The organism is Paucibacter sp. B51 (assembly GCF_027863535.1).
Classification (GTDB): domain Bacteria; phylum Pseudomonadota; class Gammaproteobacteria; order Burkholderiales; family Burkholderiaceae_C; genus Paucibacter_A; species Paucibacter_A aquatilis.
In genome coordinates this window covers 3,549,692-3,563,557 of the sequence record NZ_JAPIVN010000001.1, presented here as the reverse complement: position 1 = coordinate 3,563,557, position 13,866 = coordinate 3,549,692, and the positions used below count along the sequence as shown (strand labels likewise).

Below are 13,866 nucleotides of genomic sequence, written 5' to 3'. Positions count from 1 at the left end.
ATGTTTCGCTACCTTGCCTTCGTCTGGAACCCCGAGCATCTCGGCCCGAGTGCATCAGCCCGTGACCTGTGCGAAACGACTGAGCAGCATGCGGCCTGGAGGCGAGTCCTGAGCCGCCCCGGCCTGCAGGTCTACGCACATGGCGAAACAAAGGGCATCAACGAATCCCACCGCTTGCACAAGGATCGCGGCGTCATCCTGGGCAAGCTGTTTCAGCGCTCAGGCCTGGAATCGGGCATGGGTCCATTGGCAACGCATGGCGACTTCGACCAGGCAGCCAGCGACGAAATACTGAGTCACGGGGGGCAATCATTGGTGCAGCAGTTCTGGGGGCGCTATATCGCCTTCCTCAGCGACAAGGACGGGAGGCACAGCGTGTTGCGCGACCCCAGCGGCACCCTGCCCTGCTTTCATATGCGGCGTCGCGGCGTGACGCTTGTCTTCTCATGGCTGGAGGATGCACTCCAACTGTTGGCCGCCGATGAACAAGCTCGGGTGAACTGGGAGGCTCTTCAGGCGCAGCTGCTGTGCGGTCCCGCAATTGGGCGAGAAACTGCCCTGGCTGGCATCTCTCAGATCCTGCCAGGCGAGCGACTCGATCTGTTGGAGGGTCGGTCGACGTTGCTATGGGATGCAATCCGCTTTGCTCGCGCCCCCCTGCAGCTGCCGTATCAAGACGCGGCGACCTTGCTGCGACAAACCGTGCGCAGCTGTGTGCAGGCCTGGGCCAGCTGCTACGACACCTTGTTGCTGCGTTTGTCCGGCGGTGTCGATTCGTCCATCATGCTGAGCTGCCTGGCCAAAGGCAGCACGCCCGCCGATGTGATCTGCCTGAACTACCACTCGCTAGGTTCAAACAGCGACGAGCGTCACTACGCCCGCGTTGCGGCTGCGCGGGCCGGCCGAGATCTCTTGGAGCGAGCACGTGAGCCGGGCTTTCAGCTTGAGCGCATCCTGGAGATGGCACGCATGCCGGATCCTGTGCCCTACCTCGGTTGGATGAACTCCAGCACGGATGCCGGGCTGGGCGCGGCTCATGCAGCACCTGCCCTGTTTACCGGTGCGGGTGGCGATGCACTGTTCTTTGAAATTCCATCTTGGTGGCCGGCCGCCGACTACCTGACCACGCGCGGGCTGGACACTGGTTTTGCAGCCGCCGCCCTGGACGCTGCGCGCCTGGGCCGTGTGTCGGTATGGCGCGCCATCCGGTTTGCGGTGAGGGAACGTCTGAGCCCGGACCAGGCCCTCCGAGCCACATCAGGTCCAGCGTTGCCATTCACCCCTGAGCTTGAAGCCCATAAGGTGGACATCGCCCGCTTCAGTCATCCGGCGCATGGCGAGGCCCAGGGTCTGCCAATTGGCAAGTTCACTCAGGCCACAGCACTCATGCAAGCCATCGGGTACTACGACCCTTTCTCGCAAGATGCAGCCCCGGAGCTCGTCAACCCTTTGCTGTCTCAACCCGTGGTGGAGCTGTGTCTCCGCCTTCCAAGCCATCTGCTGACACGCGGGGGACAGGGCCGCGCCTTGGCGAAGCGGGCGTTCGAAGACGACCTCCCTGCCCTCATCACCAGGCGCCGCTCCAAAGGTGGCATGGAAGAGCACATCAAGGCCGTGCTAAGTAGCAATATCGCAATGGTTCACGGGCTCTTGCTCGACGGTGAACTCTGCCGCCGAGGTTGGCTCGATCGCGAACGTCTGCAGGCCCAGCTTTCTGAGCGCCCCAGCATCCGTTCCGCATCGAGCAGCCAAATTCATGCGCTGGTCGCGGTGGAGGCTTGGCTCAGCCGCTGGACGTCATAGCAGATCGCTGGCATGCACACGGACCACCCAGATCTAAGCCATGAGGAACAGCCCGGCCTGCGATGGATGCGATGACCCGCTTGACGCAGCGCCAGTCGGTCTTCAACAGGACGTCCAGAACACGCCCAAGAGAAAGCGAACCGAGCTGAGGCAAGCGCTTCAGCTCTTGCTCTCAGGCTGTGATCGGTCACACCTTTTAGCCTTGCTGGCGGCCAATCTCTTGGCCATCGCCGGAGGCCTTCTTGCGGGACTGGCTCCGCTGGCTCTCAAAGGCCTGATTGATGGTGCCACGGCGCCGGTCGAGCGGCCGACACCGGCGTCCATGCCCCACCCAATACTCTGGCTCATCCTGGCCTACCTGCTGTGCCTCTGCGGGGCCCGCTTGTGCGCCGATCTCCGCCCCTGGTTGCTCAGTGCTGCCGAACAAGGCCTTTACGCACAACTGCGGCAGCGCTTCTTCGCGCACATCCTGGCATTGCCGCTTTCCCTGCATTTGCGAGGGCGAAACGATGCCATGGTCCAGACCTTGCAGCAGGCCATCTCTGCCTACCAAGTCATCCTGTTCAATCTGGCAGCAAGCGCTCTGCCGATCGTGGCGGAGGCACTCACGGCCACTGCGGTGCTGTTGACGCTAGGCCAGCCTGCATTGAGCGGCGTCTTTGCTGCCGCAGCATTCGCCTACCTGGGCCTGGTCCTGATTTGGTCCTCCAGAATCCGCGCTGCGGCCCGTGGAGTCTCATGCGCCAGTACCAAGACCTACGGTCTGATGAGCGACAGCCTGAGCAACTGTGAGCCCCTCAAGTGTTTTGGTGCCCAAGCCTGGGCACAAGCAAGATTCACCGATGCCACACGCGAGCTTCAGCACGCCTGGTCTGGGCTCCAGGACCAGCGACTCAGGCTGGCCCTGCTGACCACCGCCGCCTTCGGCACGGCCATGGCTACATCACTGCTGCTCGCTGGCCATGCGCTGGCGCACGATGAACTGACAGTCGGGGGATTCTTCCTGGCCAACCTCTACGTGGTCCAACTCATACGCCTGCTGGAGATGCTGAGTTCTGCCCTTCGTGACACGCTGCAAAGCCTAGCGTTCATCAAGCCGCTGATCGATGTCTTTCAGCAAGAGAAGGAGGTGGAGTTACCCGCCCGGCCCAGGCCCAAGCCCGGAATCGAAGCAGTAGACCTTGCCCCCAAGGCCTCCAGCGTGGGCGGATCATCGCCCACCGTGAGACCGCCGCACATCCGCTTCTCCGACATTCATTTGGCCTTTGATCCGCAGCAGCTCGTGCTCAATGGATTGAGCCTGGACATCCCCGCGGGACGCGCGATCGGCATCGTTGGCGCGAGCGGAAGTGGTAAGTCCTCACTGGTGCGAATCCTGCTGCGACTCCACATACCCCAAGCTGGCCAGGTCTTGTTCGATGGTGTCCCGATCCAGACCCTGCCACTGAGCACGCTGCGAAGCATGATCGCCGTGGTGCCACAAGATATCGTTCTGTTCGATGCATCCATCGCAGACAACATCGCCATGGGTCGGGACGGCGCGACGATCCAGGAGGTCCAGGAAGCCGCAGTCTTGGCTGGACTGCAGGGCGTCATCGCGTCCATGCCACAGGCCTTCAAGACCCAAGTCGGCGAGCGCGGCCTCCGGCTCTCGGGCGGCGAGCGCCAGCGAATCGCCATGGCACGCGCCATCCTGAAGAACCCTCAGATCTACGTCTTCGACGAGGCGACCTCGATGCTCGATGCCAACACCGAACGCCAAATTCTGCTGGACCAACGCAGATTCACCGCGGGTCGCACCTCCATCACCATCGCCCACCGACTCACGGTCCTTCAAGACCTTGACTTGATCGCGGTTCTGGCTGACGGGCGTATCTTGGAGCAAGGCGACCATGCGACTCTGCTCGCTCGTCGAGGCATCTACGCAGCGATGTGGCGCGCTCAGCAGGCCGGGATTGGCCGCTGAACAAAGAGCCTCGCTCGGAAGCTCCCCGTCCACTTTGGCCTTCATCTCGCCTGATCGAGGCATCAGGTTCAGTTGAGGCTCAAAGTACGCACACAGGCGGGCAACTTGTCCGCCGCCTGTTTCAACGACGCCATTTGCTCCCAGCGCTGGTACTGTTCCTTCAAGCTGCCCGCCGTCTCACCCGGCACGAGAAGTTCGTCCCGCTTCTCACCCTTCAACCAGAAGCGATACCAATCGACATTGCCTTGCAAGGAGATCATGCGTTCGCTGGGGCGAGCCAAGGCGTGCGCGCCACCTGGGATCATGATCAGCTCGGCCGGGCGGTACTGTCGGCGCAGGAGCGCATAGATGTCCCAGTTGTTATGAACCTCGGGTCCATAGGTCTCGATGCGCAGCGCTGCACGAATGCAGTCGGTGTACAGGGAGGGATCGTTGCGAATCCAGGCAGAGCGGGACTCTCCAAACGGGCCGCCTCCGTTGGTGCGCTCCTTGCGAGCCTGAATGCCGTCCATCACCGCGTAAGTGATCGTCATGGAGTACAGGGTGTTGGCGTCCCCATCTAACAACGAGGCGGCACGGATCGGCGTGTCCGTAAAAGTCAGCAGATTCAGAACCCGCTCGCCTGTGGCACTCCACCCCAGGATGCCGATTCGCTCCCGGTCCACCCAACCTTCCGCCACCAACGCATCGATCGCCGCCTTCACCCCGTCGTGGAAAGCTTGGCGCGCCCCGGGTTCGTCGGTCGGGGCACCGGTGCTGGCTCGCCAGGGAAAGGCCAGCACCAGAATTCCCTCTCGCAGGAAAGCTCGACCGGCAAAACCGCTGGTGAATCCGTCATAGTCGTTGGAGCCATCGCGATAGAAGCGCTTGGGTGAGAAACCATAGGGCTGAATCACCAAGGGGTAGCGCGTGCCCTGTTTGAAATCCGAAGGCACCATCAGCCCGCCACGCCATTGCCGACCCACCGGGTCTTTCCAATCGTATTCACGCATCGAGCCCCACTGAGATGCACGGTATTGCGGGTTCAGCTGGGTCAAGCGGACTTCGACGCCACCAGGCCCCTGGGCAACGATGTCAGGGGGCTGATTCAAAGACTGAGCGACGCTCAAGTGCCAGGCGAAGTTGGAGCTCGGAACGCCCTGTTCCGAGCCCGCAGCGGCGACCACCTCCTGCCAGCTGCCATCCGCGTGACGCTCAAAACGGCGGTGCTGCCCTCCGTCAATCACCATGAATGCGCCAGCCTTGCCTGCGATCGAGAAGGCTGTCTTCAAACGCTGGCGGAGCGCTGCGATGACCTGCCAGTGCCCGGTATCCGGCCAGTACTCAATGATGTGAGACGCAAGGCTTGGCTTTGAGTCAGAACTCACCGGCGATGGACTGTCTGAAGCACCCTTGGCAGACCTCGTCGCGCTCAGAGCCCCCTGCTGAGGCAAATAGGTACCAGCAATCACCAAGGAGTCACCGCCTTCCTGCCAGATCCGATCCGTCCGCGCCTGGTTGCCAGGCAAGACATCATCGGGCGCATCAAGGATGGTCTGCTCTTGGCCGTCGGGCAGACGATAGAGCACCAGCTGGCGCGCGACGTAACTCATGGGACGCGAGTAGTAGGCCAGCGGATCCAGAGCCACCGCGGGGCCGTACTTCGTCGTCGCCTCAGCGATCTGAGGGTAGTCCGCAGCCCATGCAAGTTGCCGGCCGGGCTCGTACTTGGGCAGAACCAACCAACGCCCATCCGGCGACATGCTCACCGCCGGAAAGCCACCGGAGCTCTCCGCAAAGGAATCACCGACAGGCCGTGCAGCAGTGCGAGAGCCCGACTCCGCCACGAAAAACTGGTAGCGGCGCTGCTGCGTACGAAAGCTGTCCTGCCCGAAATGAACACTCCAGAACGAGTGGGTCCCCACCACCACGCTGCGAGCGCCCGGCGCCATTGCAGGGTTGGGCACTGGGGCCATATAGACCACACGCTTCGAATCTCCCGACACATCGAAGCTCACGACCCCCAGCGGCGCAAAGGTCAGCTGCGTCGCTCGCTGGGTCAACACATCCAGCTGATAGACCTGAAACGGCTCGTCGCGCAAACGGGCCCGAAACACCAGACTGCGATGCCCATGCCAGCGGACCTCCCGCAAGGAGGGGTTCGCATCGTCATCATCATTGCGTGATTCCACCGAGAACACGCGAACTGCAGCCCCCGGTTTGCCAGAGGCCAGACGGTCGGCGTTCAGATCCAGCAGCAGGATTTCGAACCGATTGACATCGCTCGCCACCTTCGCCGTGCGGGTGACCACAAAGGCTTGTGAGCCGTCCGGAGAGACCTGGCTCTGCAGCGTTTCTGCGTCATGCTGAACCGGTTGGATGATGCGTGTGAACTCGATCAGATCACGCACGGTTGGCCCTACGGCCGCCTGGGATTCATGGAACGGCAACACCATACACAAGATCAATAGAACAGACCAAAGGCAGTGGGCCCGGCCCTTAGAGCACACCTGCATCCAACTGGAGATAAATACTCGAAACATGGGATCCCCCCAGACCTGTGGGTCGGGTTTGCAAACATGAATGGAAAAAAGGGCGACAAGCAGTGCACGGCACGAAAGGCCAGAGCGCGCTCAGTCACGAAGTCCGTCGATGAACACGAAGGCAGAGACACACGGGGCGACGACCTGTGGTGCGCTGCACCAGCGCACAAACAAAGGAAGCGAGGGGACCTGCCAGGATGTGCGCTGAGTGCGGAATGCCGCGCCAAATGGAAGTCACAAGGCGGAATGGCGCAAGTGCGCTGGCCAGGACCGGCGGCGACGCGGGCCCAGCCGGCTCTGGGTCGGCGCTTACCAGCGCATCGACAGCCGCAGGCTCAGATATCGGCCACGCCAGTCACCCTGGGTGAAGTCGTAGTAGGGCGAGGCCTCGACAAACTCAGGCAAGCGATTGGCGATGTTCGCCACTGCCAGAGAAACGGTGGTGTCATTGGACGAAGCAAAGCTCAAGCCCAGCGGTGCCAGTTTGAATGTGGCAGCAAGGTCGTGAATCCAATAGCCACCGAGCCGGCGCTCGCTGGGCAAGGCGTCGCGGTAGCTCCCAAGGTAGCGGCTGGTTAAGCCCAGGTTCCAGGCACCACGATCCAGCCCAGCAAACAGGCGCCCTTTCCATGCCGGGGACCAAAAATCGATGGCACGCCGACCCAGTCGGTTCTCAGTCGGCGCGCCTGGCGCCAATGTCACGTCGTAGTCGCGAGTCCGCGTGGCACTGGCCGACAAGGTCCACTTGCTTGCCTCGGTCTTCCAGGCATGGGCAAGCTCCAAGTCCAGCCCCGAGGTGTCAACCCCGCCGTAATTGACCTCGGCGTACAGCACCCGCGTGACGGCACCCGTCTGCCCCGGCGCCGCCGGCGCGCGCGTCACAAAGCCAGGAAAGCGGGCCTCATTGGCCAAGACCACCTGCGGCCACAGAAGGGAAATCAGCCCATCGATCTTTACCCGCCAAGCCGTCACACCAAGGCGGGTTCCTTGGGCAGATTCAGGCTCCCATACCGCGCCGACTGCAAAAGCGCGGCCACTCTCTGGCTTCAAATCTCGATTGGTGGTGCGCAAAACCTCTCCGCCCACAATGGGTGCATTGGCTCGTGCCGGGTCCAGCAGACCAAAGGCTTCCGTGCTGTAGCGCAAATCATCCACCTTGGTCTGTAGCAAGGTCGGTGGCTTGAAGGATGTGGCGGTTGACGCCCGCAAGAGCGTCGTCTTGCTCGGGCGAAACTCTGCGCCGGCCTGGTAGGTGCTGGCGCTGCCGAAGTCACTGTAGCGGTCGCGACGCGCAGCGAGCGTCAAAGCCGCCATCTCGCGCGTGGCCCCCTCGCCAGGACTGGACCGCCAGAGCGGCAGGTGCAGTTCGCCATAGGCCGCACTGTTGGAGCGCCGTGCGGCAATGTCGAAACTCCCAGGCGAGACCGTCTGGTACCGGTCCTGAGCCGTCTCAGCCCCCGCTATCAAATCCACACTGCCCATCGGCAACTCCAGCACCGATCCGCGCAGGAATGCGCTGACCTGATCCTTGCGGCCATGGTTGTCACGAATCGAGTCCGACCAGATCGCCTGCAGCACATCATCATTGGCCGCCTTGCCCACGGTGAACGGATTGAGAGCCGCAGCGGCATTGGAGGTGGCCAAGGCCGCGGTGCGGGCCGCCACATTCGGCGTCGTGTTGGAAAGCCGGCGCTGACCGTCATCTCGGGTGCTTGAAAGCGAAGCTTCCAGCTCCCAACCCGAAGGCAAGTCGCCGCGCAGCCCCACCAAAGCCCGGTTGAAATCGGTGTCGCGAGCCAACCGTTCCAGGCCGTTCTCCGGACCCAGACGCGCAGTCACACGTACAGGCACGCCGAAGGGATTGTGGGGATTGGTGGCCGGCACCAGCACATTGCTCAACAGCAGGCCGCCTTCCTCAGCCGACAGCTTGTCCTTCGCATGGGTCCATTCGCCGAACACTGACCAGGCATCGCTCAGCCGGTAGTCCCCTGCGACATGAAAAGAAAGGCTCTCTGTGCCGTGAACCAACGCCCTGCCCTTGCCGTTGGCCATGGAGTTGCAGAGATTGGCCTGACCGGCGCCAGCAGCGAAGCTTGCCAAGGTCGGGGCTTGACCGGGTGCGAGTACCGGGATGGCTGCGAACGAGGAGTTCAGACCCGGGAGGTTGGCGCCCGTGCTGCTGCTCACCGTACCAGGGGTGCACGAGCGTGTCCGGGCATCGACACCGCCAAAGCGCCGGTAATCCGCATCCACAAAGAAGTCCCGCTCTGCCATGGTCAGCGGCGAGCTCTTGTTGTACGCACCGAGCACGATGTAGGAGCCAGACTGTGTGCGAGTTCCAGTGCCCATGGACAGGCTTCCATCGCCACTGCCCTGGCCTGAAGCCAGGCGCGCGTCGAGCACCCAACCATCAATCGACTTCTTGAGGATGATGTTCACCACACCGGCCAGTGCATCGCCGCCATAGACGGCAGAGGAGCCGACTGGGACGATCTCGATGCGATCCACTGCAGCCATGGGGATCAGATTGAGGTTGAAGAAGTTGGCAGACGATGAACCCACCGCTTGCAAGCGGCGACCATTGATGAGCACCAGAGTCGACCCCAGCGGCAAACCTCGCAGCTGGACGGAACCCTGACCGGTCGTGGCGACAAAACTGCTTTCGCCGGGGCTCACCGAAGCTTCGTTCAAACTGCTCAGAAAGCGCTCCAGCGTTGGTTGACCGCTGCGATCGATGTCGCCGCGGGTGTAGACGTTGACGGGTGTGGGCCCGTCGGCCTCGATGCGCTTGAGGCGAGAGCCGGTGACTTCAATCCGGCCGAGTGAGGTCACCGAGCCGTGCCCATCGTCCGACGGCGTCGAGCCTGAGTCGACAAGCTGTGATGAGAACGCCGTCATCGAGCGGATGCTCGCAGCGTCGGCCACGGCCTCAGCCCTACCAGATGGACGCGGCAGGAGCTCGGGCGCCGAGCCCGGCACAACCCCAGGCCCACTGGCAGGGCCCGACGGACCTGGTGTCGCTGCAGGCCGAACCACGATGGAGCCATCGCTCATCACGGTGGGCGCCAAGCCTGATCCCTCCAGAGCACGCGCAATGGCTTCTGCGGCTGTCAAATGACCCAATACCGAGCGGGACGTTCGGCCACTGACCTTGCCGGGATCAAACACAATCGATACGCCCGTCTGTCGAGCAATCGCCCGCAGAGACTCGCCCAGGGGCTGCGCTGGCTGATCAATCCGATATTTTGCAGCGTTAGCTGTTTCGCCGGCGCAGGCGATGCCGCAACAGAGAACCAGCGCAACCACAGCGCTGTCAAGGAAGGGGCAGCTGCCCCATCGGTTGCCGCTGAACACTTTGTCTAACATCTCGTGCCTCTCTCGAAGTTCCAGGTTGGTGACATCGAGATGACGAGCTTGTCGAGTTCGTTTCCGCCAGGGCTTCCCCTATTGAGGCTGCGATAGCTCCAACCGTCCACCTTGCTCACGCAGCTGCAAACCATGCAGGGCAGCCACAGCGTGGGCGAAGCCCACACTGTCCCCGGTTCGGTACAGCCCGCTGATCCGAAGCCTCCCAAGCGAGCCATCACCGACCAAAAAGATGGGGGTGCGGTTGTAGCGATTCATCTCTGACGTGGCCTCCATCAAAGTCACATCTTCAAAGTCCACTTCGTTGCGCCTCCATGCCAGCAAGGTTTCGAGCCGCGGGCGGTCCACTTTCACCTGCACGGGACGGCTGGCTCCAAGCTCTTGAGGAATCCAACGCATACGCTCGCCCGGCTGCATCAGCACAGGCTTTGCTTCCCCATGCACAGATGCGGTCGTCGAGACCGGCGCGCGCACAGCCACCCTTCCCTCGATCAGCGTCACCGCGGACTCTTGTAAAGCGCCTGCGCCACCTGCTCCAGGCATGCGGACAGAGAACACCGTGCCCATGGCCACCACTTCGCGGCCCGCGGCTCGCACCACAAATGGACGCGCTGGGTCCTTGTTGACTTCAAACAAGGCCTCACCGCTTTGCAACTCGACGGTTCGCTGCGATGACCCCATCTCCACCCGGACACGGGTGTCGGTGTTCAGGGACATTCGGGTTCCATCTGCCAACACGACCTGCTGTTGCTCGCCGACTTGGGTTCCAAATGAGGCCACGCCACTCATCTGATGCCAATAGACACCGGAGCCAAGCAAGAGCGCCGCGAGAGTCGGCGCCAGGATCCACATCCGTCTCGACGTGCGGGGGGAGACTTCCCTTTTGGATGGCTTTTGACCTGCATCGGTCCCGGCGCGGGAGGCACTCGCGAAGGCATCCGTCAGGCGAACGCCAGGAACCGCCTCCCAGACATCGGTGCAGCGCTCAAACGCGAGGCGGTGCACATTGGAGCGCCGCTGCCAGGCCAGGCACTCTTGCTCCATCTCCGCGCTGCGGTCAGGCCCATGCAAGCGTGCAATCCAAACCGCAGCCTCGGCAGCGATTTCAGGTGTGACGGGGGAGCGAGACCCTTCCCCTGAACCCTTCTCAGCTGAAGCATCCATGGCTACCAGCCCTCCATCGACCGGGTGAGCACCAAGGTGGCTTTGGCGATGTACTTTTCCACCGAGCTGATACTCAAATTCTGCTCCCTGGCAATCTCAAAATAGCTCAAGCCGTCCACGCGGTGGGCCAAGAAAATCCTGCGCGTTCGGGGATCCAGTTGTGCCAGACACGCGCTAATGCGCGCCAGCCGCTCCCGAGCCAAAAGTATCGTCTCCGCAGATGGGCTGGAATCGACCATCACCAGATCCTCGATCAAAACTTGCTCCCCGTGCCTCTCGGCACTTCGGTATTCATCGATGGACAAGTTCAAGGCGACTCGCATCAGAAAAGCCTCAGGCTTGGCGACGAATTGATGCTGCTCCTGACAAGCCAAACGAATCCAGGCTTCTTGCACCAGATCATCCGCATCCTGCCGCGTGCGACCTCGACGCATCAGGGCAGCCCTGACGCGAGCGAGCGCGGCTTGCCAGTTCTTCACCATCGCCATGGGGTGTCATGCATCGAAGTTGAAAGACCAATATGAATCTTAGGTCGCGAGGACTCACAAGGCGAAGAAATGCGAGGCAACCGACCTAACCTTTCTGGATGACACCGAACGAAAGCAACATTAGGCAGGAGTCCGCTCAGCTCCGGCGGCGCTCGCCAGGCCAAGCCCCTCGGCTCTTTACCTTGGGCCAGCTCGCAGTCAGATCGGCACCTCCCGATCTATGCAAGATTGCGGTGCACTGACGGGCAAGATTCAAGCTCCTGGACCACCGCACCGTATCTTGAGCCAGAAGGCGACACGACTGGAGGCATACGCTCGGGCACGACTTCAGCGCAAGATCCCACCGAACGCGCATGCAATCATGAGGACACCGGCCTTGCCCTCACAGCCTGTACGCCGCAATCATTCGCACCGCCTTGCGCCAACCCGCGCCTACGGAGTGCTGAAGGCAGACCGCGGCCGATTCCTCGGCCTCCACCAAGCGGACTGGGCCAGGAAGCTAGAAGCTGGGGCATAGGCTCACTTGCGCATCGCTCGTATTTGGCCACTCACACCAGGAGCACGCCATGGCGATCAACAGGACGCGTGACGCAACAAGCACCGGGCGCTTCAGCGTCGTTCAGCCAGGCCGCCTCACGAAGCGAAGCGGCCCCAGGAGCACGGCCCGGGATACAAAGCCACCCGGCGGAACCGCAGGCTTGGAAGTCCATCTCTTGAGCATCCCGTCCGGGGTTGCTGCAGGCCGGACACGCGCAGGGAGGGGCAACACACGAACGGAATGGTGGACGCTGTTTGGAACGCGCGAGCAGTTCGACGCGTGCCTGGACACGGATCCATTGCGTTTCGCTGCGCCACTCCTGCACGCTCAACTCAAACGGGAGTTTGACCATGTCATCCAAAGAACTGGCGCAGCACAGCTCCATCCGGGAGCTTTCGAAGACTGAGAACTTCGCCGCAAACGTCGTGGCGGCCATCGTTCAGATTCCCCTGGCCAACAGCCCTGCCGAGCTGCTCGATCGCTTGGCCAAGGTCACCCAGGCCATCGGTGCCAGCGGCAGCATCTACACCGCGGGCATCCCGGAGGGCGGCCGAGAGACCTCCAGCTTCAGCCTCTTTGCTTGTCATCCTGGCTTCGCTCAAGCGCAATGCACGACAGGCTCCATGTTGGAGCACCCATGGTTCCGCTTCGCTCGACGTCACACCATGCCGGGAACGAACCATCAAGTGCCTCAGCAAGACAATGTCGATGTTCAAGCCATCGACCTTGCCAATCAGTATGGTTTCAGGTCCTGCCTGATCGTGCCCACGCCAGCGGGACCTGACGTGGATCGCCTGGACATGCTCTGCATTGGCAGCGCCACGCCCGATGACTTCGAAGGCACGCAGGCCCAGCTGGTAAGGACGCTGGCTCGAGCACTGGCTGCCGAACTGCACGATTGGTTGACTCGGCACTTGCAAGAACGGCTGCGTGAAGCAGCGCGACTGCACACCCATGACGTGACCCTGCTGGCCATGGAGTGGCAAGGCATGGGAAGCAAGGAAATCGCTCAACGCACCGGCATGACCGCGACTTCGGTGAACTCACGTTTTCAGCGCATCAATGCACGACTGCACTGCCGCAATCGCCGGGCATCTGCACAACGCGCGGCTGCTCACGGCTTGATGGAGTCCAGCCAAGTCGGGCCCCAGTCATGACGCTCTGCAGGGCAAGCAAGGCGCGTCCAGGTCCAACAGCTGCAAGGCCGGTCACTATGGTTTCTCTGTGAGCGTTCGGAACAGCTCGCCATCTCGAGTGAAACACGGCAGCTCTTCTGCCCCCGGCCAGACTGCACAAGACTGATGACCGGCGCTCAACAGGCCAGGTCGTCTGAAGCCCTCCGATTCCCAGGGCCCATGAAGAGACAAGTCCAGGCGCCCAGGACCTTGTCGACGCAAACCTCGGTACAGCCAGGACGCTTTGCCCAGCCGACAGCGAACAAGTCATACACGCAGCCCACGCGTCCCCAAAAGCCTATCCCCCCAAAGGTAGCCCCCCAGGGGTCGGATAGAAATTCAGACGGCCATCGCCGAAAGTTGCTCCCACGCAAAAGGAGTCAGCCATGTCACACCTTGAAGCCCTGAGCGCCCCGCTGGGCCAATTGATGGACCGTTTGATGCAGGGATTGCGAGGCACCCGCCCGCAACAAGGCCAGCAAGCCATTGAAGGCCTGGAAGTGACCGAATCGACCTGGCAAGACTGGCTGGACACGTGCCAGCGCTCGCCAGACCAGGCCGCCCAGCCCCACTGAACACCACGGCGAGGGCGCCGTCGCCCTTGCGCTGATGGCTACGCCGGCGCTGCGACCCAAGCTCGAACTAAGTGTTGGGGCTGCGACCCCAGCAATGTGGGAAGAAGACGCCAAGATGCAGCGAGACTGGTAGCGCGAACTACTCAGGAAGGCGCGAACAGGCAAGGCCAGAATCTTCGAGCACGGAGCGACTTGTTCGTTCTGATTCCGTAGTCGACAGCAGACTTAGCGGGTGATGTCAGAAATGATGAGGGGCCGACAAGAGGCTG

Annotated in this window: 8 protein-coding genes; 4 read left to right on the top strand and 4 right to left on the bottom strand. The window is 62.1% G+C overall.

Translation table 11 applies throughout. The annotated features are described in order from the left end of the window. Positions 1 to 1,803, top strand: a complete 1,803-nt coding sequence (locus OOB33_RS15255) for an asparagine synthase-related protein (RefSeq protein ID WP_271009305.1) — start codon at positions 1 to 3, stop codon at positions 1,801 to 1,803. 220 nt (positions 1,804 to 2,023) lie between these two features. Then, a complete protein-coding gene (locus tag OOB33_RS15250) occupies positions 2,024 to 3,769 on the top strand; it encodes an ATP-binding cassette domain-containing protein (protein ID WP_271009304.1) in 1,746 nt (581 codons plus the stop codon). A 68-nt stretch (positions 3,770 to 3,837) separates the two neighbouring features. On the opposite strand, the gene OOB33_RS15245 is transcribed toward OOB33_RS15250, so the two are convergent. From OOB33_RS15245 to OOB33_RS15230, 4 genes are all read right to left on the bottom strand, one after another. Then, positions 3,838 to 6,204 (bottom strand): S9 family peptidase, encoded by a 2,367-nt coding sequence (locus OOB33_RS15245; protein WP_271009303.1) that lies wholly within the window; start codon positions 6,202 to 6,204, stop codon positions 3,838 to 3,840. A 396-nt stretch (positions 6,205 to 6,600) separates the two neighbouring features. Then, on the bottom strand, positions 6,601 to 9,657 hold the full coding sequence (locus OOB33_RS15240) for a TonB-dependent receptor (RefSeq protein ID WP_271009302.1): 3,057 nt from the start codon (positions 9,655 to 9,657) through the stop codon (positions 6,601 to 6,603). Between the two features lie 78 nt (positions 9,658 to 9,735). Then, on the bottom strand, positions 9,736 to 10,821 hold the full coding sequence (locus OOB33_RS15235; RefSeq protein ID WP_271009301.1) for a FecR family protein: 1,086 nt from the start codon (positions 10,819 to 10,821) through the stop codon (positions 9,736 to 9,738). A 2-nt stretch (positions 10,822 to 10,823) separates the two neighbouring features. Then, positions 10,824 to 11,309: an RNA polymerase sigma factor gene (locus tag OOB33_RS15230; RefSeq protein ID WP_271009300.1), complete on the bottom strand. Its 486-nt coding sequence runs from the start codon at positions 11,307 to 11,309 to the stop codon at positions 10,824 to 10,826. 792 nt (positions 11,310 to 12,101) lie between these two features. Here OOB33_RS15230 and OOB33_RS15225 point away from each other — a divergent pair. Together OOB33_RS15225 and OOB33_RS15220 are read left to right on the top strand one after the other, a co-directional pair. Continuing rightward, positions 12,102 to 13,004: a sigma-70 region 4 domain-containing protein gene (locus OOB33_RS15225; RefSeq protein WP_271009299.1), complete on the top strand. Its 903-nt coding sequence runs from the start codon at positions 12,102 to 12,104 to the stop codon at positions 13,002 to 13,004. Between the two features lie 404 nt (positions 13,005 to 13,408). Continuing rightward, positions 13,409 to 13,597, top strand: coding sequence for a hypothetical protein (locus tag OOB33_RS15220; RefSeq protein ID WP_271009298.1), 189 nt, complete (start codon positions 13,409 to 13,411; stop codon positions 13,595 to 13,597). Positions 13,598 to 13,866 lie beyond the last annotated feature (269 nt).

What these genes read in the sequence shown, in the direction of transcription:
- OOB33_RS15255 (WP_271009305.1), top strand. Translation starts at nt 1, where the DNA reads ATGTTTCGCTACCTTGCCTTCGTCTGGAACCCCGAGCATCTCGGCCCG.
- OOB33_RS15235 (WP_271009301.1), bottom strand. Translation starts at nt 10,821, where the DNA reads ATGGATGCTTCAGCTGAGAAGGGTTCAGGGGAAGGGTCTCGCTCCCCC.
- OOB33_RS15220 (WP_271009298.1), top strand. Translation starts at nt 13,409, where the DNA reads ATGTCACACCTTGAAGCCCTGAGCGCCCCGCTGGGCCAATTGATGGAC.
- OOB33_RS15240 (WP_271009302.1), bottom strand. Translation starts at nt 9,657, where the DNA reads ATGTTAGACAAAGTGTTCAGCGGCAACCGATGGGGCAGCTGCCCCTTC.
- OOB33_RS15230 (WP_271009300.1), bottom strand. Translation starts at nt 11,309, where the DNA reads ATGGCGATGGTGAAGAACTGGCAAGCCGCGCTCGCTCGCGTCAGGGCT.
- OOB33_RS15245 (WP_271009303.1), bottom strand. Translation starts at nt 6,204, where the DNA reads ATGGTGTTGCCGTTCCATGAATCCCAGGCGGCCGTAGGGCCAACCGTG.